Below are 24,395 nucleotides of genomic sequence, written 5' to 3' on the forward strand. Positions count from 1 at the left end.
CCGGCGGGTGCGAAGGCCCCGCAATTTTATTGCGCTATTTTGCGTTAGCCTTGCGCATATGACGCGACGACTTGCTCAGGTAGCGCAGAAGGTGGGAGTGAGCGAGGCCACGGTCAGCCGTGTCCTCAACGGCAAGCCGGGGGTCTCCGACGCCACCCGGCAGGCCGTGCTCACCGCCCTCGACGTGCTCGGCTACGAGCGCCCCACCCAGCTGCGCGGCGAGCGCGGCCGGTTGGTCGGCCTGATCCTGCCCGAGCTGCAGAACCCGATCTTCCCCGCGTTCGCCGAGGTGCTCGGCGGGGTGCTGGCGCAGCGCGGTCTGGTGCCGGTGCTGTGCACCCAGACGCCGGGCGGCGTCCAGGAGACGGACTACGTGGACCTGCTGCTCCAACAGCAGGTCTCCGGTGTCGTCTTCGCCGGCGGGCACTACGCGCAGGCCGACGCGTCGCACGACCACTACCGGCTGCTGGCCGAGCGGCGGCTGCCCGTCGTCCTGATGAACGCGTCGGTGCCCGGTCTCGGCTTCCCCCGGGTCTCCTGCGACGACGCGGTCGCCGTGGAGCAGGCGTGGCGTCATCTGGCCTCGCTCGGGCACGAGCGGATCGGGCTGGTGCTGGGGCCGGAGGACCATGTCCCCTCGCAGCGCAAGCTGGCCGCCGCGCGGGCCGTCGTCGAGGCCGGCGGGGGTGAGCTGCCGCCGGAGCGGGTGGCGCGCGCGATGTACACGCTGGAGGGCGGCCAGGCGGCGACCGCGACGTTGCTGGAGCGCGGCGTCACCGGGGTGATCTGCGCCAGCGACGTGATCGCGCTGGGCGCGATCAGGGCGGCGCGGCGTCGGGGCCTGACGGTGCCGGACGACCTGTCGGTGGTGGGCTTCGACGACTCGGCGCTGATGACCAGCGTCAGCCCGCCGTTGAGCACCGTGCGCCAGCCGATCGAGGCGATGGGCCGCGCGGCCGTCGAGGTGCTGGCGGCGCAGTTCGGGGGGCGGGAGGTCGGGGCCGACGAGCTGCTCTTCGAGCCGGAGCTGGTCGTGCGGGAGTCGACGGGGCAGGCGCCGGGGCGGCCGCGCGAGGAGTAGTCGAGTTTTTGCAATCTGAGCGCAGAATATTGCGCGACCCTGTCAACGGTGGTTGAGTGTGCGGCACTTCAGGACCGTGCCCACGAAGGGGTCATCCGATGAAACGTCGCGCCCGCACCCGACGCTGTCTGGCCACGACCGCCGTCCTCGCCCTCACGCTGGCCGCCTGCTCGTCCGACGGCGACGGGGGCGACGACGGACGCGTCACCCTGCACATCAACGGCCAGCCGCCCGGCACCGACGAGCGGGAACTGCGGGTGTTCGAGGCGGAGATCGCGCTCTTCGAGGAGGAGCACCCCGAGATCGACCTGGTCCCGCACGAGGGCTTCATGGACCCGGAGACCTTCCACACCAGGGTCGCCGGCGGTGACCTGGAGGACGTCTTCTACGTCTATCTCACCGACCCGGCCGGCATCATCGAGCAGGGCTACGCCGCCGACCTCACCGACCATCTCGACGACGTCCCCCACCTCGACCAGGTGCGACCGGAACTCCACGAGGTGTTCCAGGACGAGGAGGGGCGGCAGTACGGCGTGCCGACCGCCAACTACTCGATGGGGCTGCTCTACCACCGGGGCCTCTTCGAGCGCGCCGGCCTCGACCCCGACGCCCCGCCCACCACCTGGGAGGAGGTGCGGGAGGCGTCCGCCGCGATCGCCGCGCTCGGCGGCGGGGTGACCGGGTACGGCGAGTGCGCCACCGAGAACACCGGCGGCTGGCACCTGACCGCCGAGATCTACTCCACCGGCGGCGGGGTCGCCGAGCGCGACGGGGAGGGCTGGCGCGCGGCGTTCCACACCCCCGAGACCGTCCGACTGCTGGAGAACCTGCGCGCCATGCGCTGGGAGGACGACTCCATGGGCAGCGACCAGATGCGCTCCTGCGAGGACGTCATGGTGCAGATGGGCGCCGGCCAGCTCGGCATGTACCTGGGCGCGCCCGACAACCTGCCCACCCTGGTGCGGCAGTACGACGGCGACTACGAGGACCTGGGTCTGGCCCCCGTGCCCGACGGCCGGGGCACCCTGCTCGGCGGCGAGGGGTACATGATCAACGCGGGCGCCTCGGACGAGCAGATCGAGGCGGCCCTGACCTGGCTCCAGTGGCGCTTCGTCAACCCGGACGCCGTGGAGCGCCGGATCGAGGAGGCCGCCGCCGACGAACTCCCCGTCGGCCTGCCGACACCGCCCACCCCGGACATCTGGGTCGAGGGCGAGATACGCGAGAGCGTCGAGGCGCTCAAGGAGCGGCACGCCAACGTGCCGGTCGAGAACGTGCGGCCGTTCATGGAGGGGGCGCCCACCGTCGAGGGGCGGATCGAGCCGCCGAGGGCCCAGGAGGTCTACGCGATCCTCGACAACGTGATGCAGGGCGTGCTGACGGACGAGGGCGCGGACATCCGGGGCCTGCTGGACCGCGCCGAGGACGACGTCAACCGCGTCTACGGCTCCTGAGATGAGCACGCCCACGGCCAGGCGGCGGCGACTGGGCGAACACGTCACCGCCTACGGCTTCCTGTGCGCCGCGCTCGTCGTCTTCGCCGTCTTCGCCTGGTACCCGGCGGTCCGCAACATCGTGCTGAGCTTCCAGGAGGTGAACTTCGTCCGGGGGTCGAGCTGGGTCGGCCTGGAGAACTTCCGCCGCCTCCTGGACGACCCGCTCTTCGCCACCGCCTGGCGCAACAGCGCGCTGTTCACGCTGTACGCGCTGCTGCTGGGGTTCGGCGTGCCGTTCGTGACGGCCCTGCTGATCAACGAGTTCCGCCACGCCAGGGCCTACTTCCGGGTGCTGGTCTATCTGCCCGTGATGCTGCCGCCCGTGGTCGTCGCGCTGATGTGGCGGTGGTTCTACCAGCCCGAGGGCGGACTGATCAACGAGGTGCTGGGCACGGCGGGCCTGCCCACCCCGGAGTGGACCAACTCCTCGTCCACCGCGCTGATCTCGCTGGTCATCGCCTCCACCTGGGCCAATCTCGGTACCGCCACGCTGATCTACCTGGCGGCGCTCCAGACCATCCCGGGCGAGCTGTACGAGGCGGCCGAGCTGGACGGCGCCGGGATCTGGCGGCGGATCTGGCACGTGACCGTGCCGCAGACGCGGTTCGTGATCCTGATGCTGCTGCTCCTTCAGGTGATCGCGACCATGCAGGTCTTCACCGAACCGTTCGTGATGACCGGCGGTGGGCCCGAGGACTCGACGGTCACGGTGATGCTGCTCATCTACCGCTACGCCTTCGTCTACAACGACTTCGGCGCCGCGAGCGCCATGAGTCTGTTGCTGCTGGTGGTGCTCGCCGTCTTCTCCGCCGCCTATCTGCGGGTCACCCGCGGCCAACAGAAGTGAGGGAGGCTTTCCGATGCGCACTCTGGTACGCCCCGCGGTGTTGAGAACGCCTCGCGGCCGTTTCGTCTACTGGTCGCTTCTCGTCCTCGCGCTGGTCCTTTTCACCGTGGCTTTCATCCTTCCGCTGTACTGGATGGTGACCGGAGGTCTGAAGAGTTCCGCCGAGGTGGCCAGGAACCCGCCGACCTACATTCCCGAGGAATGGCACCCGGGAAACTACGCGGACACCTGGGACCGACTGGAGCTGGCCCGCTACTTCGGGAACACGGTGGTGCTGATCGGCGGGGCCTGGCTGCTCGGGCTCGCGATCCAGCTGCCGGCCGCCTACGCGCTCTCCAAGCTCAGGCCGCGCTTCGGCCGGGTGGTGCTCGGGATGATGCTGCTCACGCTCATGGTGCCGGCCACCGCGCTGCTGATCCCGACCTATCTGACCGTCACCGACGTGCCGTTCCTCGGCCTGAACCTGGTCAACAACCCGGCGGCGGTCTGGCTGCCGGCGGCGGCCAACGCGTTCAACATCTATGTGCTGAAGAACTTCTTCGACCAGATACCGGGCGAGATCCTCGACGCCGCGCGCATCGACGGCGCGGGGGCCCTCGCCACCATGTGGCGCGTCATCCTGCCGCTTTCACGGCCGATCATCGCGGTGGTCTCCATTCTCTCCATCACCGCCCTGTGGCGGGACTTCCTCTGGCCGATGGTGGTGCTGCCCGACCCGGCCAAACAACCGATCACCGTCTATTTCCAGCGCATCGCCGACACCACCTCGCTCAACATGCTGATCGCCGGAATGGTGCTGGCGAGCATCCCGCTCGTGGTGGTCTTCCTCGTCTTCCAGCGCCACATCCTCGCCGGTCTCACGGCGGGCAGCCTCAAGGGCTGACCACGCGAAAGGACACCTCAGTGCCGCACACCACCGACGCCTGGTGGCGCTCCGCCGCCATCTACCAGGTGTACGTCCGCAGCTTCGCCGACGGCAACGGCGACGGCACGGGCGATCTCGCCGGGGTCCGCGCCCGGCTGCCCTACCTCGCCGAACTCGGCGTGGACGCCCTGTGGTTCACCCCCTGGTATGTCTCTCCGCTCGCGGACGGCGGCTACGACGTGGCGGACTACCGCGCGATCGATCCCGCCTTCGGCACCCTGGCGGAGGCGGAGAAGCTGATCGCGGAGGCCCGTGACCTGGGGCTGCGCACCATCGTGGACATCGTCCCCAACCATGTGTCGGCCGCGCACCCCTGGTTCCGGGCGGCGTTGGCCGCCCCGGAGGGCAGCCCGGAACGGGAGCTGTTCCACTTCCGTCCCGGGCGCGGACCGGACGGCGCACGCCCGCCGAACGGGTGGCGGTCGGAGTTCGGCGGCCCGGCCTGGACGCGCTCCACCCGGGCCGACGGGACCCCGGGGGAGTGGTATCTCCATCTCTTCGCACCGGGTCAGCCGGACCTCAACTGGGCTCACCCGCAGGTGAGGAGCGAGCACGAGGAGATCCTGCGCTTCTGGTTCGAGCGCGGCGCGGCCGGCGTGCGGATCGACTCCGCCGCGCTGCTGGCCAAGGACCCGGCGCTGCCCGACTTCGACCCCGGGCGCGGCGACGCCCACCCCTACGTGGACCGCGACGAGCTGCACGGGATCTACCGCTCCTGGCGGGCCGTCGCCGACGCCCACGACGCGGTGCTGATCGGCGAGTTGTGGCTGCCCGACGTGGAGCGCTTCGCCCGCTATCTGCGCCCGGACGAGCTGCACACGGCGTTCAACTTCGACTTCCTGGCCTGCCCCTGGGAGCCGGAGCGGCTGCGTGCCTCCATCGAGGGAACGCTCGCCTCGCACGCCGGCGTCGGCGCCCCGGCCACCTGGGTTTTGGCCAACCACGACATCACCCGCACGGTCACGCGCTACGGCCGCGCGGAGACCGGCTTCTCGTTCGCGGCCAAGCGCTTCGGCACGCCGACGGACCCCGCGCTCGGGACCCGCAGGGCCCGCGCCGCCGCGCTGCTGAGCCTGGCGCTGCCGGGGTCGGTCTACCTCTACCAGGGCGAGGAACTCGGGCTGCCGGAGGCCGAGGTGGCGCGGGAGCGGATCGTCGACCCGATGCACGCACGCTCCGGCGGGGTCGATCCGGGCCGCGACGGCTGCCGGGTGCCGCTGCCCTGGTCGGGGGAGGCGCCGCCGTACGGCTTCGGCGGCGCGGACACCTGGCTGCCGCAGCCGGAGGACTGGGCCGACCGCACCGCCGAGGCCCAACAGCGGGATCCCGGATCGATGCTGGCCCTCTACCGCACGGCCCTGCGGCTGCGCCGCGCCTGGCCGCCCGGCGCGGGCGACCTGACCTGGCTGCCGTCCCCGGACGGTGCGCTGGTCTTCGCGCGCGACCACGGGGTGCTCTGCGCCGTCAACCTGGCGGCCGAACCCCTGGAACTGCCCGACCACCGCTCGCTGCTGCTCGGCAGCGGCCCCCTGGACGAGGAGGGGCGGCTGCCGCGGGACACGGCCGTCTGGCTGCGGGTCTGAGCCGACCCCCGCCCGTCCGCCCCGCCCCGCCCGTCCGCACCTACCCGCAACACCCGTCCGCACCTACCCGCAACACCCACCCGCAAGGAAGGGAACGTCATGAGAAGTGTCATGAACGCGCCATATTCGTCGCGCGTGCGAAGGCGTCTGGCGGGCGCCGTCTCGGCCTGCGCCGTCCTGCTCGGCGCTGTCGGGCTCGGCTCGCCGGCGCACGCCGGCGCGACCGACCCCGCGGAGGCCGCCCCCACGGCGGGCGCCGCGCTCCCGTTCGTCACCCAGGAGGCGGAGGACGCCGCGCACGACGGCGCCGTGGTCGGCCCCGACATCACCCAGGGCACCGTCGCCTCCGAGGCTTCGGGGCGCACCGCCGTCGAGCTGTCCGCGGGGCAGAGCGTCACCTTCACCCTCACCGAACCGGCCAACGCGGCCACCGTCGTCTACAACGTGCCGGAGGGCGGCGAGGGCGCACTGGCCGTCGCGGTCAACGGCGAGGCGTTGGGCCTGACCGTGCCGGTCAGCTCCCGCCACCAGTACTTCGAGGCCCCCTGGATCGCCGGCTCCACGACCCACCACTTCTTCACCCACGGCCGGCTGGCGCTGGAGCGGGACCTGGCCGCCGGGGACACCGTCTCGTTCACCGCGGACACCCGGGTCACCGTCGACACCGCCGACTTCGAGCAGGTCGCGGCGCCCGCCGAGCCGCCGGCAGGCGCGCTGGACGTCACCGAGCTGGGCGCCGACCCGACCGGCCAGGGCGACTCCACCCAGGCGTTCGTCCAGGCCGTGGCCCAGGGGCGGGGCGGCGTGGTCTGGATCCCGCCGGGGGAGTACCGGGTCGACCAGCCGCTCTATGTCGAGAACGTCACCCTCGCGGGCGCCGGCAACTGGCACTCGGTGGTGCGCGCTTCCCGCTTCATCAACCAGGGGGAGAGCCCGGGCTCCGTGGAGCTGCGTGACTTCGCGGTGGTCGGCGACGTCACCGAGCGGGTGGACAGCGCGCCGGACAACTTCGTCAACGGCTCCCTGGGCCCGAACTCCTCGGTCTCCGGGATGTGGCTCCAGCACCTCAAGGTCGGCCTGTGGCTGACCGGCACCAACACCGGCCTGGTGGTCGAGGGCAACCGCATCGTGGACATGGCGGCCGACGGCCTCAACCTCAACGGCAACGCCGACGGCGTGCTGGTCCGCGACAACTACCTGCGCAACACCGGCGACGACGCGCTCGCGATGTGGTCGCTGCCGGAGGCCAACAGGAACGCCACCTTCGCGGACAACACCGTGGTCCAGCCCAACCTGGCCAACGGCATCGCCGTCTACGGCGGCGAGGACATCACCGTCTCCGGCAACCTGGTCCAGGACACCAACGCGCTGGGCAGCGGCATCGCCCTGTCGAACCAGGCGTTCATGGAGCCCTTCTTCCCGCTCGCCGGCACGCTCACGGTCGACGGGAACACGCTGGTGCGCGCCGGCGCGCACAACCCCAACTGGGACCACCCCATGGCGGCGCTGCGCGTCGACGCCTACAACCACCCGATCCAGGCCGACGTCCGGATCACCGACACCACCGTCCTCGACAGCCCGTGGAGCGCCTTCCAGTTCGTCTCCGGTTCCGGCACCGGCCTGGCCACCGACGGGGTGACCATCGACGGCGCGACCGTCGACGGGGTGGGCACCGTGGTGGTCCAGGCCGAGACCACGGGCGAGGTCACGCTGGCGAACGTGACGGCCGGGAACGTGGGCGTGGCCGGCGTCTACAACTGCCCGTTCCCCACCGGCGTCCCGCCGCTTGTCCTGCACGACGGCGGCGGCAACACCGGACTCGACACCGAGTGGGAGGACTGCGCCACCTGGCCCCAGCCGGCCGGCTGACCCGCCCGCGACACCCCCCGCACCGACCCCGGGCACGCCCCGAGGGCCGCGCACCGGCCGTCGGGGCGTGCTGTCACACCCGTCGCCTAGAGTGACCGGGACAGACGCCACCCGAGGCGGAGGGAGTCGTGGCGGTGACGACGGGCGGGCGGATCCCCGTGCTGGTGCTCGCGGGGTTCCTGGGCGCGGGCAAGACCACGTTGCTCAACCATCTGCTGACCAACGCCCCGGGGCTGCGCGTCGGCGCCGTGGTCAACGACTTCGGCAGCGTCCCGGTCGACGCGCTGACGGTCGCCGGCCAGGTGGACTCGATGGTCTCCTTCGGTAACGGCTGCCTCTGCTGCGCCACCGACACCGAGGAGTTGGACGAGGCGCTGGCCAGACTCGCCGATCCGGCCGCCGCCATCGACCTGATCGTGATCGAGGCCAGCGGGCTGGCCGAGCCCCCGACGCTGGTGCGGATGGTGCTCGCCAGCGACCAGCCGGGGATCGTCTACGGCGGGCTGGTCCAGGTGGTCGACGCCGTCGAGCACGAGGCGCTGCGCGCCCGGCAGCCCGCCACCGACCGCTACACGGCGCTGGCCGACCTGGTGGTGCTGAACAAGACGGACCTGGTGCCCCCGGAGGAACGGGGCGCGCTGCTGGCCGCGTTGCGGGAGCGGGCCGGCGGGGCGCCGGTGGTGGCCGCGCGCCACGGGCGGGTCGACCCGGGGCTGCTGGTGGACGGCCCGGACGGCGACCGCGCGGCGCGGGAGGCCGGTCCGCGTCAGCTCTCCTTCGCCGACCTGCTCGCCCAGGAGCAGGAGCAGGAGCAGGGGCAGGAGGGGCACGGGGAGCACGCGGCGGACGGGTGGGACGACGGCCACGACCACCCGCACGCCGGCTACGAGAGCGTCAGCTTCCACAGCGAATCGCCGCTGGACCCCGGCAGGTTGATGGATTTCCTCGACGGCCGCCGCGAGGGGCTGTACCGGATCAAGGGCTTCGTGGAGCTGGCCGGAGTCGGGCGCCACACCCTGCACGCCGTCGGCCGCTTCCTGCGCTTCTTCCCCGACCCGCCGCCGGCCGAGGGCCCCGCGACCACCAGCCTGGTGCTGATCGGCTCCGGCATCGACGCGGAGGCGCTCACCAAGGAGCTGACCGGCTGTGTGGCGGCGCCCGGCGCCGCCGGCGATCCCACCGACGGCGCGGTGCGGATGGCCCGTTACCTCGCGCGCGCCCCGGAGCCGACGGAGGAGCCGCCGGACCCCGAGGGGGTGGAAGGGCCGGAGCCCGACCACCCCGCAGGGCGCTCCGCCTAGCCGACGGGCCCCGCCAGGGCCGTGACCTCCTTGGCCAGCGGGGTGCCCGAGCCGTCGCGGCGGGGGTCGGGCTCCGGCAGCGTCACCGGCGTGCCGTTCCTGCCGGCGGCCCGCGCCGGCGCGCCGCCGGCCCAGGCGAAGACCAGCCGCTCCTCGCCCTTCAGGAACCGCTGGCAGCGCACCCCGCCCGTGGCCCGCCCCTTCCTCGGGTACTGGTCGAACGGCGTCAGCTTGGCCGTCCCCAGGTCGTCCAGCGTGCCGGAGCCGCCCGCCACCGTGAAGACCACCGCGTCACGCGCCGGATCGACCACCGTGAAGGAGAGCACCCGCACCCCCTCGCCCAGCTTGACCCCCGCCATGCCGCCCGCCTGCCGCCCCTGCGGCCGCACCTGCGCCGCCGGGTACCGCAGCAGCTGCGCCTCCTCGGTGATGAAGACCAGGTCCTCCTCGCCGGTCTGCAACTCGGCCGCGCCCACGATCCGGTCCCCCTCGCGCAGCGAGATGACCTCCAACTCCTCCTTGTTCGCCGGGTAGTCGGGGACCACCCGCTTCACCACGCCCTGCTCGGTACCGATGGCGAGACCGGGGGAGGACTCGTCCAGCGTGGTCAGGCAGATCACCCGCTCGTCCCCCTCCAGCGACACGAACTCGGACAGCTGCGCCCCGCCCGCCAGGCTGGAGACGGAGGCGGCCGGCGGCAGCGTCGGCAGGTCGACGACGGAGATCCGCAGCAGCCGGCCCGTCGAGGTGACCGCGCCCACCTCGCCCCTGATCGTGGACTGCACGGCGGAGACGACCACGTCGTGCTTGCCGCGCTTGGCCGTCTCGTCCAGGGAGCCCTCGCCGTCGGCGGTGCGGGCCAGCAGCCCCGTGGAGGACAGCAGCACCCGGCACGGGTCGTCCGAGACCTCAAGCGGCAGCACCTCGACGGCGGCGCCCGACGCCTCCACCAGCTCGGTGCGGCGCGGGGTGGCGAACTTCTTGGAGACCTCGGCCAGTTCGGCGGAGACCAGCTTCCGCAGCTCGGTGTCCGACTCCAGGATGCGGGTCAGCTCCTCGATCTCCTCGCGCAGCCGGTCCCGTTCGGACTCCAGCTCGATCCGGTCGAAACGGGTCAACCGGCGCAGCGGGGTGTCCAGGATGTACTGGGTCTGGATCTCCGACAGCTCGAAGCGCTCCATCAGCGACTCCTTCGCCGCCGCCGCGTTGTCGCTGGACCTGATCAGCCGGATCACCTCGTCGATGTCCAGCAGCGCCACCAGCAGGCCCTCGACCAGGTGCAGCCGGTCCCGGCGCTTGCCGCGGCGGAACTCGCTGCGCCGGCGCACCACCTCGAAGCGGTGGTCGACATAGACCTGGAGCAGCTCCCGCAGCCCCATGGTGAGCGGCTGACCGTCCACCAGGGCCACGTTGTTGATGCCGAAGGTCTCCTCCATCGGCGTCAGCTTGTACAGCTGGGCCAGCACGGCCTCCGGGTTGAAGCCGTTCTTCACCTCGATGACCAGGCGCAGGCCGTTCTCCCGGTCGGTGAGGTCCTTGACGTCGGCGATGCCGGTCAGACGCTTGGAGTTGACCAGGTCCTTGATCTTGCCGATGACCTTCTCCGGGCCGACGGCGAACGGCAGCTCCGTGACGATCAGGCCCCGGCGGCGGGCGGAGACCTTCTCCACCGTGACCGTCGCCCGCATCTTGAACGTGCCGCGGCCCGTCCGGTAGGCGTCCCTGATGCCGTCGAGGCCGACGATCTGGCCGCCGGTGGGCAGGTCGGGGCCCGGCACCAGGCGCAGCAGCGTGTCCAGGTCGGCGTTCGGGTGCCTGATCAGGTGGCGGGCGGCCGCGACGACCTCGCCCAGGTTGTGCGGCGGCATGTTGGTCGCCATGCCGACGGCGATGCCGCTGGAGCCGTTGACCAGCAGGTTGGGGTAGGCGGCCGGCAGCGCGGCCGGCTCCTGCTCGCTGCCGTCGTAGTTCGGCGTGAAGTCGACCGTGTCCTCGTCGATCGAGGCCACCATCAGCCCGGCCGCCGAGGCGGAGCGGCACTCGGTGTACCGCATCGCGGCGGGCGGGTCGTCGTTCCCCAGGGAACCGAAGTTCCCATGGCCGTCGACCAGCGGCAGCCGCATGGAGAACTGCTGGGCCATCCGGACCAGCGCGTCGTAGATCGCCGAGTCGCCGTGCGGATGGAGCTTGCCCATCACCTCGCCGACGACGCGGGCGCACTTCACATACGAACGGTCGGGCCTCAGGCCCATGTCGTGCATCTGGTAGAGGATGCGGCGCTGCACCGGCTTCAGACCGTCCCGCGCGTCGGGCAGGGCGCGCGAGTAGATCACCGAGTACGCGTACTCCAGGAAGGAGCCCCGCATCTCATCGACCACATCGATGTCGAGGATCCGCTCCTCGAACTCCTCAGGAGGCGGGGACTGCTTGCTGCTGCGGGCCATCGCGGCAGTGCTCCTTCGTACGGTCGGTCGGTTGCTGGCGACCATTGTGGACCGCCCCGCTGACAACCGGGAACTTCGCACACCCCGGCTCACCTTGCATAAGGTGACAGACACCTCAACCGACCGAACGAAGGGACCTCATGTCCATGGGCCACACGGCCAGCACGGAGGATACCGTCGGTGGGCTCACCGCGACGGAGCACAGACTCGCCAACGGCCTGCGGGTGGTGCTCTCCGAGGACCACCTGACTCCGGTGGCCGCCGTCTGCATCTGGTACGACGTCGGCTCCCGACACGAGGTCACGGGCCGCACCGGGTTGGCGCACCTCTTCGAGCACCTGATGTTCCAGGGCTCGCGGCAAGTCACGGGCAACGGACACTTCGAGCTGGTCCAGGGCGCCGGCGGCTCCCTCAACGGCACCACCAGCTTCGAGCGCACCAACTACTTCGAGACCATGCCGGCCCACCAGTTGGAGCTGGCGCTGTGGCTGGAAGCCGACCGCATGGGCACCCTGCTGAGCGCGCTGGACGAGGAGTCCATGGAGAACCAGCGCGACGTCGTCAAGAACGAGCGCAGGCAGCGTTACGACAACGTGCCCTACGGCACCGCCTTCGAGAAGCTGACCGCCATGGTCTTCCCCGAGGGCCACCCGTACCACCACACTCCCATCGGCTCCATGGCCGACCTGGACGCGGCCTCCCTGGAGGACGCCAGGGAGTTCTTCCGCACCTACTACGCCCCGAACAACGCGGTGCTGACCGTCGTCGGGGACATCGACCCCGAGCAGACCCTCGCCTGGGCCGAGAAGTACTTCGGCAGCATCCCGGGGCACGACGGCAAGCACCCGCCGCGCGACGGCGCCCTGCCCGAGGTGATCGGCGAGGAGGTGCGCGAGCTGGTGCGCGAGGACGTGCCGGCCCGCGCGCTGATGGCCGTCTACCGGCTGCCGCAGGACGGCACCAGGGAGGCCGACGCGGCCGACCTGGCGCTCACCGCGCTCGGCGGCGGCGAGTCCTCCCGGCTGTACAACCGGCTGGTGCGCCACGACCGCACGGCGGTCTCCGCGGGCTTCGGGATGCTGCGGCTGGCCGGCGCGCCCTCCATGGGGTGGCTGGACGTGAAGACCTCGGGCGAGGCCGAGGTCGCCGAGATCGAGGCGGCCGTCGACGAGGAGCTGGCCAGGTTCGCCGCCGAGGGCCCGACGCCCGAGGAGCTGGAGCGCGCCCAGGCCCAGTTGGAGCGCGAGTGGCTGGACCGGCTCGCCACCGTCGGCGGGCGCGCCGACGAACTCTGCAAGTACGCCGTGCTGTTCGGCGACCCGACGCTGGCGCTCACCGCGGTCCAGCGGATTCTGACGATCACCCCGGAGGAGGTTCGGGCGGTGGCCGCGGCGCGGCTGCGCCCCGACAACCGCGGGGTGCTCGTCTACGAGCCCACGCCGAACGCCGCGGACGGGGACGACGACGAGGGGGCCGGCAGTGAGTGAGACCACCGAGAACGCGGCGGGCGCGGGGGCCGAGATGACCCTGCACCCGCGCCCCACCGGCGGCGCCGCCAGGCCCTGGGCCTTTCCCGCGCCGGAGCGCGGTGCGCTGCCCAACGGGCTGACGGTGCTGCGGGCCCACCGCCCGGGGCAGCAGGTCATCGCGGTGGAGATCAACCTCACCGCGCCGCTGGAGGCCGAGCCCCGCGACCTGGAGGGCGTGGCCACCATCATGGCGCGCGGCCTCTCGGAGGGGACCGACCGGCACACGGCCGAGGAGTTCGCGGCCGAGCTGGAGCGGTGCGGCGCCACCCTGGACACGTTCGCCGACCACGTCGGGGTCCGGGTCTCCCTTGAGGTGCCGGCCTCCCGGCTGGAGGGCGCGCTGCGGCTGGTCGCCGACGCGCTGCGTGCCCCGGCCTTCCCCGAGCACGAGATCGAGCGGCTGGTCGCCAACCGGCTGGACGAGATCCCGCACGAGCTGGCCAATCCGGGGCGGCGCGCGGCGATGACGCTCTACTCCACGCTCTTCCCCGAGGAGTCCAGGCTCTCCCGGCCGCGGCAGGGCACCGCCGAGACCGTGCGGGACATCGACGCGAAGGCGGTGCGGGACTTCTACCGCGCCCACCTGCGGCCGGCCTCGGCCACCGCGGTGATCGTCGGCGACCTGACCGGGATCGACCTGGACGCGGTGCTCAAGGAGACGCTGGGCGCGTGGAGCGGCACCGCGGCCGAGCCGGTCCGTCCGGCCCCCGTCGAGGTGCGGGACAGCCCGCGCGTGGTGATCGTCCACCGCCCGGACGCGGTCCAGACGCAGATGCTGATCGCCCGGGTCGGGCCCGACCGCCACGACCCGGTCTGGCCGGCGCACCGGCTGGGCGTGTACTGCCTGGGCGGCACGCTGACGTCGCGACTGGACCGGGTGCTGCGCGAGGAGAAGGGCTATACCTACGGGGTGCGGGCCTCCAGCCACGTGCTCCGCTCCAGCGCCGCGGGTGACGGCTTCTCGCTGCTGGGCATCAGGGGCTCGGTCGCCACCGACGTCACGGGCCCGGCGCTGGCCGACCTGTGGCAGGTGCTGCGCACGCTGGCCGCGGAGGGGCTCACCGAGGAGGAACGCGACGCGGCCGTCCAGTTCCTCGTGGGCGTCGCGCCGTTGAGCTTCGAGACGGCGTCGGCCGTCGCCGGGGCGCTGGCGGACCAGGTGGAGGAGGAGCTGCCGGACGACTACCAGGCCAACCTCTACACGCGGCTCGCGGAGACCGGCACGGTGGAGGCCACGGCCGCCGTCGTGCGGGCCTTCCCGCCGGACGGGCTGGTGACCGTGCTGGTCGGCGACGCCAAGCAGATCGCCGACCCGGTGCGGGAGCTGGGCATCGGCGAGGTCGAGGTGATCGGCGCCTAGCGGCGGGCGCCACCCGAGTGAGGTGAGAAGCGCGTCCGGTGCCGGGCGCGCTTCTCCGTCGTTTTCCCCGCGCTTTCCGTACGGATGACCGAAAGGCGTGGGTGTTCCTCGGGGCCGGCTATCGGAATTCCCGGTTTCTGCCCTACAGTTCGGTTGACCGACCCGGCGGTAATGCCACAGGGCGATGCCGGCCACAGCTGTGGGGGTTGTTTTATGCGTCTCTCAGCGCACACGGTATGCACCGCGATCAGGGACGACATCGTGGCCGGGAACCTCGTGCCCGGATCCCGGCTCGCGGAGGAGCGGCTGGCGCGGCGTTACGGCGTCTCCCGGGTGCCGGTGCGCGAGGCCCTGCGCACGCTGGAGTCCGAGGGGTTCGTGGTCTCGCGCCGGCACGCCGGCGCCCGGGTGGCGAGGTTGGGCGACCGGGAGGCGGCGGACCTGCTCGAGGTGCGGGCGCTGGTCGAGCCGCTGGGCGCGGCCAGGGCGGCGCAACGGCGCACCGAGGCCCATCTGAAGGTGCTCCGCGGCCTGGTCAGGCTGGGGCGGCAGCGCGCCGGCCAGGGGCAGGACGGTGACCTGAGGTCGCTGGGCGACTGGTTCCACGAGACGCTGGCGCAGGCCACCGGCAGCCCGGGACTCACCGAGCTGCTGGTGCAGTTGCGGCGGAAGATCACGTGGCTCTACGCGGGCGAGTCCTCCGCCGGCGCGGTCGCGCTGTGGCAGGAGCGGGGCGCGTTGGTGGACGCGATCGCGCGCGGGGACGCCGAGCGCGCCAGGGCGCTCTCGGCCGCGCAGCTCGCCAGGAACGCGCCGAAGCGCCGGCAGTTCCACACGGTCGTGGTGAGCGGTCGGAAACCTGCCGTCAACACCGTGCGCGGTCAGATTTAACACGCGCCCGCTAGACAGGAACGGGCGCCTTTCGAAAAGCGCGCGCCGTGCGGCGCGCGCTTTCCCGTCAGCTTTTTCGTGACGCCTTCCGATGGCTTTCCCGGCGGCCGTCGCGTTTCCTCTCAGACGGTTTCGGGAAGCTCGTCGAGCCCCTCGGAAACGAGCCTCGCCAGACGTTCCAACGCGGCCTCGGCAGCCGGCCGGGACTCCGGGGCCTCGGCGGGGGAGGACAGCACGATCTCCTCGCCCCCCTGGGCGCCGAGGCTCAGCACCGCGAGCATGGAGGCGGCGTTCACCGGGGTGCCGTCGGCCCGCGCGACGGTCACCGGCACTCCGGTGGCCGTGGCGGCCCGCACGAAGATCGAGGCGGGACGGGCGTGCAGCCCCTCGGGCCAGCCGATGGTGACGCGGCGCTCAACCATGTGTGTCCTTCCGTGGCACGGGCTTCCTCGGGCTTCGGTGACCAACGGTCGCGGGTCGGGTCCCGAGCCGCCCGCTGCGACCATGCCAACCGTACGCTGAAGCCATGGAGGCAACCGCCCAACCCGCCTACCCCGCCCAGTGGGAGGCCGACGTGGTGCTGCGGGACGGCGGTACCGCGCACATCAGGCCCATCACGCCGGACGACGCCGACCGCCTGGTGAGCTTCTACGAGCGGGTCTCCGACGAGTCGAAGTTCTACCGCTTCTTCGCCCCCTACCCGCGCCTGTCCGACCGGGACGTGCACCGGTTCACCCACCACGACTACGTGGACCGGGTCGGTCTCGCGGCCACGGTCGGCGACGAGTTCCTGGCCACCGTCCGCTACGACCGGATCGACCGGCAGGGCCGCGCCGCCTCGCCGCCGGCCGACCTCGCCGAGGTGGCCTTCCTGGTCGAGGACGCCCACCAGGGGCGCGGGCTGGCCTCCACCCTGCTGGAGCACATCGCGGCCGTGGCCAGGGAGCGCGGGGTGCGGCGCTTCGAGGCCGAGGTGCTGCCCGCCAACCGCAAGATGATCAAGGTCTTCACCGACGCGGGCTACTCCCAGCGGCGCAGCTTCGCCGACGGAGCCGTCCGGCTCACCCTCGACCTGGCGCCGACCGCCGAGTCCCTCGCCGTGATGCGCGCCCGCGAGCAGCGGGCCGAGGCGCGCTCGGTGCACCGGCTGCTGACCCCCGGCAGCGTCGTGGTGGTCGGCGCCGGACGCCGACCCGGCGGCGCCGGACGCACCGTGCTGGCCGGACTGCTCTCCGGCGGCTTCACCGGCGCGCTCTACGCCGTCAACCGCGAGCTGCCGCCCGAGGCCCGGGTGTTGGGCGGGGTGCCGGCCTTCCGCTCGGTGCGGGAGATCCCGGCCGCCGTCGACCTCGCCGTGCTGGCGGTGCCGGCCGCCGAGGTGGCCGGCACGCTGGAGGACTGCGCCGAGCGCGGAGTCCAGGGCCTGGTGGTGATGGCCGCCGGCCACACGAGGGCCGCGCAGCGCGCCCTGGTGCGCCAGGCCAGGGCGCGCGGGATGCGGATCGTCGGCCCGAACGCGTTCGGCGTCATCAACACGGCGCCCGGGACGCGGCTGAACGCCAGCCACGCGCCCCGGCTCCCGGCCGCCGGTCGGATCGGGCTGTTCACCCAGTCGGCCCCGATGGGCATCGCCGTCCTCGACGAGCTGGAGTCACGCGGCGGCGGTCTGTCCACCTTCGTCTCGGCCGGCAACCGGGCGGACGTCTCGGGCAACGACGTCCTCCAGTTCTGGCAGGACGACGAACGCACCCGGGTCGCGCTGCTCTATCTGGAGTCCGTCGGCAACCCGCGCAAGTTCACCCGCCTCGCCCGCCGCACCGCGCAGGCCGGCAAGCCCGTGGTGGTGGTGCGTGGCGGCCGGCACAGCGGCGGCGCCCCGCCGCTCGGTCACATCGTGCCGGCCAGCCAGGCGCCCGAGGAGACCGTCTCGGCGCTGCTGCGCCAGGCCGGGGTGATCGAGGCCGACACCGCCGTCGAACTCGTCGACATCGGGTTGCTGCTGGCCCAGCAGCCGCTGCCCGGCGGCCCCCGGGTCGCGGTGGTGGGCAACGCCCAGGCCGTGGGCCTCAGCGCGCACGACGCCTGCCGCGCCCAGCGGCTCCGCCCGCTGCCGCTGACCGGCCCGGGTGACGCGGCGGACGCCGCCGGGTTCGGCGCGGCGGTCGCCTCCGCCCTGGCCGACCCCGGCGCCGACGCGGTGCTGGTCGCCCTCGCGCCGACCGTCGCCGGCACGCTCGGCGCCGACGACCTGGCGGCCGCGCTGCGCGCCGCGAGCGCGGGGACGCGCGGCGACAAGCCGGTGCTGGTCGCCCAGCTCGCGCTGGACGAGCTGGCCGGCGAGATCGGCGCCAGGGGCATCCCCACCTACCCGTCGGCCGAGCGCGCGGCCCGCGCCCTGGCGCAGGCCGTGCGGCACGCGGAGTGGCTGGCCGGCGCCGACCGCAGGGGCCGGGCCTTCGAGTTCCAGGACCTCGATCGGCCGGCCGCCGCCCGCCTCCTCGCCGGGGCGGCCGCGGCCGCCGGCACCGACGGGGCCTCCGGGGCCGACGGGGCACGGCCGGCCGGCGGGCGGCGGCTGCCGGCCGAGGCCACCGCCGCCCTCCTGGCCACCTACGGCATCGCCCTGGTCCCCGGCCGCCCGGCGCCCACCGTCGCCGACGCCGTGGCGGCGGCCGAGGAGCTGGGCTACCCGGTGGCCCTGCGGGCGGCGGCGCCCGGGCCGCGCCACAGCGCGGCGCCGGGCACCGTCCGCCTCGACCTGGCCACCGAGTCCGAACTCCGCCGTGCCTACGCCGAGTTGGCCGAACGTCTCGGCGAGCCCGCGCGCATCCGCCCGAGCGTCCAGCGGATGGCACCCCGGGGCGTGGACACCGTCGTCACCGCCACCGTCGACCCGACGCTCGGCGCGGTGCTCTCGTTCGGCCTCGCGGGACCCGCCTCCGAGCTGCTGGGCGACGTCGCCCACCGGTCGCTCCCCGTCACCGACCGGGACGTCGCCGGCCTGGTCCGGGCGATCAGGGCGGCCCCCATCCTCTTCGGCTGGCGCGGCTCCCCGGCGGTGGACACCGGGGCGCTGGAGGAGCTGCTGGGCCGGCTTGGTCGACTTGTCGACGACCATCCGCAGGTCAGCGCCATCGAGTTGGATCCGGTCGTCGTCGCCGAGCGCGGCGTGGCCGTGCTCTCGGCGACCGTCCGGGTCGGCCCCCCGCCACCCCGCCCCGACCTGGGCCCCCGCCGGCTCCCCGCCTACTGACCGGTCACCGAAGGTGCCCGACGGCGCGCACCGCCCGGCGGCCCGGAAAGTCCCGCCGGGCGCCTGCATTTCCCTGTCAAGCGCCCACTGCGCTGTCGGAGTCGCCCCTTAGGATGGGGGCCATGGCGAAGACCGGTACCACGTCCCAGGGGCTGCGGGAGGCGATCGAGCGCAGCGGCTACTACCCAGCGCTCGTCGCCGAGGCGGTGGAGGCCGCCGTGGGGCGGGAGCCCGTCGTCTCCTTCCTGGTCCACCAGGAGACGACCTTCGACAGCAACGAGGTCCGCCGGCACGCCACGGTGCTGGTGCTCACGGGCACCCGCTTCATCGTCAGCCACACCGACGAGCAGCCCGCCGACGGCAACGCCCCGACGCCCTACGCCACCACCTCCACCGAGTCGGTGAAGCTCAGCCGGATCTCCTCCGTCGTGCTCAGCCGGGTCGTCGCCGATCCCCAGTCCTATGTCCCCGGCACCCTCCCGCGCGAGGTGGTGCTCACCATCGGCTGGGGCGCGGTCTCCCGGATCGACATGGAGCCGGCCAACTGCGGCGACCCGAACTGCGAGGCGGACCACGGCTACACGGGCTCCACCACGGCCGACGACCTGTCGCTGCGGGTCAGCGAGGCGGGCGACGGGCCCGAGACGGTCCGTCAGGCGCTGGAGTTCGCGCAGGCGCTCTCCGAGGCGACCGCGGTGTCCGGCAGGTGATCCCCCGGCACGACGGCGGCCGGGCGCCCGGCACCCCTCCCGGCGGCTGGCCCGAGCCGCCGACCCCGCTCGACCCCCGGCAGGCGCCGGCCCCCCGCTACGGCGCGGGCGCGCTGAGCGACCTGCTGCCGGCCGCGTTGGCCGGGCTCGACGTGCCGGGCCGCCGACCCGAGTTCGCGCTGCCGCCGGCCGACCGGGTCTGCGTCTTCCTGATCGACGGCCTCGGCTGGGAGCAGTTGCGGGCGCACGCCGCGCTCGCCCCGTTCCTCACCTCGCTGCTGCCCACCTCGCGCGCGGGCGCGGGCGCGCCGATCACCTCGGGGTTCCCCTCGACGACGGCGACCTCGCTGGCCTCGCTCGGCACCGGGCTGCCGCCCGGCGCGCACGGCCTGGCCGGCTACCGGGTGCGGGACCCGGGCAGCGGCGCGCTGATGCACCAGCTGCGCTGGGAGCCCTGGACGGACCCGGGGCACTGGCAGCCGCACCCCACGCTCTTCCGCGGCGCCGACGCGGCCGGCGTCGCCGCCTGCCAGGTCTCGGCGCCGCACTTCGAGCGCACCCCGCTCACCCGGGTCGCGCTCTCCGGCGGCACCTTCCTCGGCCGTTCCGACGTGCGGGAGCGGATGGACGTGGCGGCGGCCAGGCTCGGCGAGGCCGGACGCACCCTGGTCTACACGTACTACGCGGAGTTGGACGCGGCCGGCCATCGCTTCGGCGTGGACTCGGAGGAGTGGCGCGACCAGCTGATCCTCGTCGACGGGCTGGCCCAGCGGCTGGCCGAGCGGCTGCCGCCGCGCGCCGTGCTCTACGTCACCGCCGACCACGGCATGGTCGACGTCCCGGCCACCGAGGAGGCCAGGTTCGACTTCGACCACGACTGGGAGCTGCGCGCCGGCGTGGCCCAGCTCGGCGGCGAGGGGCGCGCCCGCCACCTGTACACGGTGCCCGGCGCCGCCGACGACGTGTACGCCGTCTGGCGCGAGGTCCTCGCCGAGGACGCCTGGGTGGCCACCCGCGAGGAAGCCGTCGCCCTGGGCTGGTTCGGCCCGCCCGGGGAGGCGGTCGAGTCCCGCGTCGCGCCCCGCATCGGGGACGTGGTGGTGGCGATGACCGGGGTCGCCGCCGTGGTCGCCAGTGAGACGGAGCCCAGGGAGACGGCCCTGATCGGGATGCACGGCTCCCTGACCCCCGCAGAGCAGCTGGTACCGCTGCTGGAAGTCCGCACCTGATCTGGAGCCGTTCCCTTGGCTGAACTCGCCTTCTTCTCCGGCACGATGGACTGCGGGAAGAGCACCCTCGCCCTGCAGATCCAGCACAACCGCTCCGCGCGCGGCCTGCTGGGCATGATCTTCACCCGCAACGACCGCGCCGGCGCCGGCCGGATCTCCTCCCGCCTCGGCCTGGTCGCCGAGGCCACGGAGGCGGACGAGAAGTTCGACTTCCACGCCCACCTGGTGCGCCACCTCACGGCGGGCGGCCGGGTGGACTACGTGATCGCCGACGAGGCGCAGTTCCTCTCGCCCGAGCAGGTCGACGAGTTGGCCCGCGTCGTGGACGACCTGGGCATCGACGTCTACGCCTTCGGCATCACCACCGACTTCCGCACCCGGCTCTTCCCCGGCTCCCAGCGGCTGATCGAGCTGGCCGACCGGGTCGAGGTGCTCCAGGTCGAGGGGCTGTGCTGGTGCGGCGCCCGGGCCACGCACAACGCCCGCACGGTGGGCGGCCGGATGGTGGTCGAGGGCGCCCAGGTGGTGGTCGGCGACGTCGCCGGCGGCGGCCACGAGGCCCCCAGGGGCGAGGTGGACTACGAGGTGCTGTGCCGCCGCCACCACCGCAGGCGGCTCACTGCCGCGACGGCCGGCGCGGGTCAACTCTCGCCCGAGGTGCTTCCCACGGAAGGGGTACCCGGACAGCGCTGACTCCGCGCCGGCCCACGCCTCAGCGGCCCGGCGGACGGATGACGGCGAAGATCCCTCCCTCCGGATCGGCCACCTTGGCCCACCGGCCGAACGGGGAGACCTCGGGCTCGCTCAGCGCCCGGCCGCCGAGCCGTCCGACGTCCCGCACCGCCTCGTCCACGTCCGGCACCGAGAAGTACGTCAGCCAGTGCGGACCCCGGTCCCGGGGCAGCGACCGCGCGCCGACGCCCCGGACGCTGGCCGTCGGCCGGCCGTCCAGCCGGAACGTCAGGTAGTCCAGGCCCTCGGGCTGGGCCGGCTCGGGCGCCGCCTCGTACCCCAGGACGTTGCTGTAGAACTTGCTGACCGCCGAGGTGTCGGCCGTGATCAGCTCGTTCCACTCCGGGGTGCCGGCCGGCCCGTAGAACGGCGCGCTGCGCCGCGGGCCGCCCTGCCAGAGGCCGAAGACCGCGCCGTTCACGTCCGCCGCGATGGCCAGCCTTCCCACCCGCTCCACCTCGATCGGGCCGACCGCCACCGTGCCGCCGCACTCCCTGATGGTGGCGGCGGTCGCGTCCACGTCCCTCGTGGCGATGTAGGGGAGCCAGGAGACCGGCCTGCCCCGCACCCCCGACGCGAACTCCCCGAGACCGGCCACCGGGTGGCCGTCGCGCAGTGCCCTGACGTAGGGGCCCAGCTGGTCGGGGCCGGCGTCGAACTCCCAGCCGAACAGCTCACCGTAGAACCGTTGAGCGACGGACACGTCATGGACCATCAGACTCACCCAGCGGTGCGTCCCCGAAATCGGGGGACTCGCTGCCTCGGTCATCCTGCTCCCTCCTCGATACCCATCCACACCCCTGCCCTGCGCGCACCGAAAAAGTCTCTCCGCGCACGGGGACAATGGGCGCCATGACTGCGATCATCCCGGCCCCGGACCTCGCCGCGCTCCTCGCTCCCGGAACCCCACCAGCCGACCGGCCCGTGCTGCTCGACGTGCGTTGGCGCCTCGGCGGCCCGCCGGGACACCCCGATTATCTGACGGGTCATCTGCCGGGTGCGGTCTATATCGACCTCGAAGCCGAACTGGCGGGTCCCGCCGGGGACGCCGGGCGGCATCCGCTGCCGGACCCGGCGGTCCTCGGCGCCGCGATGCGCCGCGCCGGCGTGTCCTCGGGCCGGCCCGTGGTGGTCTACGACGCGGGCGACGGCTGGGCCGCCGCCCGCGCCTGGTGGCTGCTGCGCTGGGCCGGTCACGGCGACGTGCGGGTGCTGGACGGCGGGCTCGCCGCCTGGGACGGGCCGCTGGCCACGGAGGAACCGACGCCCGCCGAGGGCGACTTCGTGCCGGCCCCCGGCGCGCTGCCGGTGCTGGACGCGGACGGTGCCGCCGGGCTGGCCAGGCGCGGCGTGCTGCTGGACGCACGTGCGGGGGAGCGCTACCGGGGCGAGGTCGAGCCGATCGACCCGGTGGCCGGCCACATCCCGGGCGCCGTCTCGGCACCCACCACCCGGAACGTCGACGCCACCGGGCTGCTGCGCTCGCCGGCCGAACTCCGCGACCGGTTCGCCGCGCTGGGCGTCACCCCGGACCGCGAGGTCGGCGTCTACTGCGGCTCCGGGGTGTCCGCGGCGCACCAGGTGTGGGCGCTGGAGGTGGCGGGCATCCCCGCCGCGCTCTACCCGGGCTCCTGGAGCGAGTGGACCGCCCAGCCGGGCCGCCCCGTGGCCAGGGGCCACGAGCCGGGCTGAGCGGCCCCGCGCCTACTCCTGCTTCTTGCGGCGGGTGCCGAAGACGATCTCGTCCCAACTCGGCACCGCCGCGCGGCGGCCGGGGCGCACCCCGTCGGCCTCGGCCTGGCGGTCCGTGTTCCCCGTGAGCCGGTCGCGGTGGCCCCCGACCGAACGCGGCATCAGCACGTCCGCGTAGGTCGAGCCCGCGCTGCCGGCGGCGGCGGCCGGCCCGCGGGCCGGCGGCGCCTCCTCCTCCGGCTCGTCCAGCTCCGGCTCCTCCTCGACGGCGGCCGCCGGGGCGGGCGGCTCGGGGACCACCAGGTCGCCCCGGAAGCTCGGCACCGCCTCCAGCAGGCTCGTCAGCGAGTCCGTGTCGTTGTCCAGCCGGGACGCCGGTTCGGGGCCCACCCGGCCGCCAGGGCGCTCGTTCTCCCGGGGGAGACGGGCGATCCTCGGCACGAACGGGGTGCTGGGCTCGGGCGAGTCGTCCGTCTCGCCCAGCAGCGACCTGGCCTCCTCGTCGACGGCCTGCACCAGCCGGCGGGGCGGGTCGTACATCCAGCTCGCCGAGTGCGTCTCGCCGGCGACCCGGTAGACCAGCAGCACCTCCCAGGTGCCGTCGTCCCGGCGCCAGGAGTCCCACCGGACCGCGTCCTTGTCGGCGCCGCGCAGCATCAGCCGCTCCGCGACCGCCTCGCCCAGCTGGGGGCCCGCCGTCTCACCCGGCCTGCGGACGGGCGTCTTGCGCGCCCGCTCGGCCATGAACGCCCGCTCGGCGAGGACCGGACCCTCGAACCGGCGCACCCGGTCCACCGGGATGCCGGCGAACTGCGCGACCTCCTCGGCCGTCGCGCCGGCTCGTATCCGCGCCTGGATGTCCCGGGGACGGAGGTGGTTCTCCACCTCGATCTCGATCTGGCCCAGCCGCGCACGGTCGTTGCGCACGGCGGCGCGCAGCCGCTCGTCGATGGGAAGGGTGTACTCCGTGTTGTCGGCAGCCTTCAGCACCAGGCGTGTGCCGTCATTGCTCACGGCCACGACACGCAGTTCGGGCACGAGGACCTCCCGGGTGGTGCCTGCCGACGTCACGTACGTCGCTGCTCCTGCCAGACGAGTGTGACCTGCCCGGGCGCAGCCTGCCACAACCTTGCCGACTTGCCCGGCGTGTCGGGCCGTGGTCTGGAACCGATGTTATGGCACAGTCGCCACTTTGCCACGTGCGGTGACCGGCGCGAGCGCACTTCTCCGCATGGGGCAAACCGGGCCAAGGGCCACGTGTGGTCACACTACTCCATTGGGGCCACCGGGGTGGGGTGCCACGCTGTCGAACTGCGCGGCCGGTGGGGGAGTTGAGGCGCCGCCCGGGCGGGGCTTCCGGTGGCAAGTCCCCTGGATGCCTCGAAATCAGGACTTTCCGCCTCGTTCGTTGACCGTATCCGTGGGTCTGGTGTGAACAGTGTGAGATTTGAGT

The 24,395-nt window shown here is 73.4% G+C and carries 19 protein-coding genes; 15 read left to right on the forward strand and 4 right to left on the reverse strand.

Annotation, left to right across the window (positions count from 1 at the left end):
• Positions 1–58 precede the first annotated feature (58 nt).
• From CRP51_RS19950 to CRP51_RS19980, 7 genes are all read left to right on the forward strand, one after another.
• Positions 59–1,081 carry a LacI family DNA-binding transcriptional regulator gene (locus tag CRP51_RS19950; protein WP_097232640.1) on the forward strand — a complete coding sequence of 341 codons (1,023 nt, stop codon included), beginning with the start codon at positions 59–61 and terminating at the stop codon, positions 1,079–1,081.
• 98 nt (positions 1,082–1,179) lie between these two features.
• Complete coding sequence (locus CRP51_RS19955; RefSeq protein WP_097232641.1) at positions 1,180–2,535, forward strand: ABC transporter substrate-binding protein; 1,356 nt, start codon at positions 1,180–1,182, stop codon at positions 2,533–2,535.
• 1 nt (position 2,536) lies between these two features.
• Complete coding sequence (locus CRP51_RS19960) at positions 2,537–3,424, forward strand: carbohydrate ABC transporter permease (protein WP_097232642.1); 888 nt, start codon at positions 2,537–2,539, stop codon at positions 3,422–3,424.
• A gap of 13 nt (positions 3,425–3,437) precedes the next feature.
• Complete coding sequence (locus CRP51_RS29660) at positions 3,438–4,307, forward strand: carbohydrate ABC transporter permease (protein WP_097232643.1); 870 nt, start codon at positions 3,438–3,440, stop codon at positions 4,305–4,307.
• 20 nt (positions 4,308–4,327) lie between these two features.
• The gene (locus CRP51_RS19970) at positions 4,328–5,932 is read left to right on the forward strand and encodes a glycoside hydrolase family 13 protein (RefSeq protein WP_097232644.1); all 1,605 of its coding nucleotides are present in this window, start codon (positions 4,328–4,330) and stop codon (positions 5,930–5,932) included.
• A gap of 111 nt (positions 5,933–6,043) precedes the next feature.
• Positions 6,044–7,801, forward strand: a complete 1,758-nt coding sequence (locus CRP51_RS19975) for a glycosyl hydrolase family 28-related protein (RefSeq protein WP_097232645.1) — start codon at positions 6,044–6,046, stop codon at positions 7,799–7,801.
• A gap of 128 nt (positions 7,802–7,929) precedes the next feature.
• Positions 7,930–9,102, forward strand: coding sequence for a CobW family GTP-binding protein (locus tag CRP51_RS19980; RefSeq protein ID WP_170970619.1), 1,173 nt, complete (start codon positions 7,930–7,932; stop codon positions 9,100–9,102).
• Here CRP51_RS19980 and CRP51_RS19985 read toward each other — a convergent pair.
• Positions 9,099–11,546: a DNA gyrase/topoisomerase IV subunit A gene (locus CRP51_RS19985; RefSeq protein WP_097232646.1), complete on the reverse strand. Its 2,448-nt coding sequence runs from the start codon at positions 11,544–11,546 to the stop codon at positions 9,099–9,101. The genes CRP51_RS19980 and CRP51_RS19985 overlap by 4 nt on opposite strands.
• 146 nt (positions 11,547–11,692) lie before the next feature.
• Between CRP51_RS19985 and CRP51_RS19990 the strand changes: the two genes are divergently transcribed.
• The 3 genes from CRP51_RS19990 to CRP51_RS20000 all read left to right on the forward strand — a co-directional run bounded on the left by CRP51_RS19990 (position 11,693) and on the right by CRP51_RS20000 (position 15,326).
• On the forward strand, positions 11,693–13,033 hold the full coding sequence (locus CRP51_RS19990; protein WP_097232716.1) for a M16 family metallopeptidase: 1,341 nt from the start codon (positions 11,693–11,695) through the stop codon (positions 13,031–13,033).
• Positions 13,034–13,067: 34 nt separating this feature from the next.
• Positions 13,068–14,435: a M16 family metallopeptidase gene (locus CRP51_RS19995; RefSeq protein WP_097232717.1), complete on the forward strand. Its 1,368-nt coding sequence runs from the start codon at positions 13,068–13,070 to the stop codon at positions 14,433–14,435.
• A gap of 213 nt (positions 14,436–14,648) precedes the next feature.
• Positions 14,649–15,326: a GntR family transcriptional regulator gene (locus CRP51_RS20000; RefSeq protein WP_097232647.1), complete on the forward strand. Its 678-nt coding sequence runs from the start codon at positions 14,649–14,651 to the stop codon at positions 15,324–15,326.
• A gap of 122 nt (positions 15,327–15,448) precedes the next feature.
• On the opposite strand, the gene CRP51_RS20005 is transcribed toward CRP51_RS20000, so the two are convergent.
• Positions 15,449–15,748, reverse strand: coding sequence for an HPr family phosphocarrier protein (locus CRP51_RS20005; protein ID WP_097232648.1), 300 nt, complete (start codon positions 15,746–15,748; stop codon positions 15,449–15,451).
• A gap of 104 nt (positions 15,749–15,852) precedes the next feature.
• Here CRP51_RS20005 and CRP51_RS20010 point away from each other — a divergent pair, with 104 nt between their 5' ends.
• From CRP51_RS20010 to CRP51_RS20020, 4 genes are all read left to right on the forward strand, one after another.
• Entirely contained in the window at positions 15,853–18,579 is a 2,727-nt protein-coding gene (locus tag CRP51_RS20010) for a bifunctional acetate--CoA ligase family protein/GNAT family N-acetyltransferase (protein WP_097232649.1), read from the forward strand.
• Positions 18,580–18,701: 122 nt separating this feature from the next.
• Positions 18,702–19,289 (forward strand): DUF5998 family protein, encoded by a 588-nt coding sequence (locus tag CRP51_RS29665; RefSeq protein ID WP_245880693.1) that lies wholly within the window; start codon positions 18,702–18,704, stop codon positions 19,287–19,289.
• Positions 19,289–20,518 (forward strand): alkaline phosphatase family protein, encoded by a 1,230-nt coding sequence (locus tag CRP51_RS20015; RefSeq protein ID WP_245880703.1) that lies wholly within the window; start codon positions 19,289–19,291, stop codon positions 20,516–20,518. The genes CRP51_RS29665 and CRP51_RS20015 overlap by 1 nt, the downstream gene beginning before the upstream one ends.
• Before the next feature lie 15 nt (positions 20,519–20,533).
• On the forward strand, positions 20,534–21,211 hold the full coding sequence (locus tag CRP51_RS20020) for a thymidine kinase (protein WP_097232651.1): 678 nt from the start codon (positions 20,534–20,536) through the stop codon (positions 21,209–21,211).
• 19 nt (positions 21,212–21,230) lie between these two features.
• Here the strand turns inward: CRP51_RS20020 and CRP51_RS20025 are convergent, their stop codons facing one another.
• Positions 21,231–21,953, reverse strand: coding sequence for a VOC family protein (locus tag CRP51_RS20025; protein ID WP_342749078.1), 723 nt, complete (start codon positions 21,951–21,953; stop codon positions 21,231–21,233).
• 149 nt (positions 21,954–22,102) lie between these two features.
• Here CRP51_RS20025 and CRP51_RS20030 point away from each other — a divergent pair, with 149 nt between their 5' ends.
• Positions 22,103–22,942, forward strand: coding sequence for a sulfurtransferase (locus CRP51_RS20030; RefSeq protein WP_097232653.1), 840 nt, complete (start codon positions 22,103–22,105; stop codon positions 22,940–22,942).
• 12 nt (positions 22,943–22,954) lie between these two features.
• Here CRP51_RS20030 and sepH read toward each other — a convergent pair whose 3' ends face one another.
• Complete coding sequence (sepH, locus tag CRP51_RS20035; RefSeq protein WP_097232654.1) at positions 22,955–24,013, reverse strand: septation protein SepH; 1,059 nt, start codon at positions 24,011–24,013, stop codon at positions 22,955–22,957.
• Positions 24,014–24,395 lie beyond the last annotated feature (382 nt).

Origin of the sequence: Streptomyces zhaozhouensis (assembly GCF_900230195.1) — a bacterium.
Lineage (GTDB): Bacteria > Actinomycetota > Actinomycetes > Streptomycetales > Streptomycetaceae > Streptomyces > Streptomyces zhaozhouensis.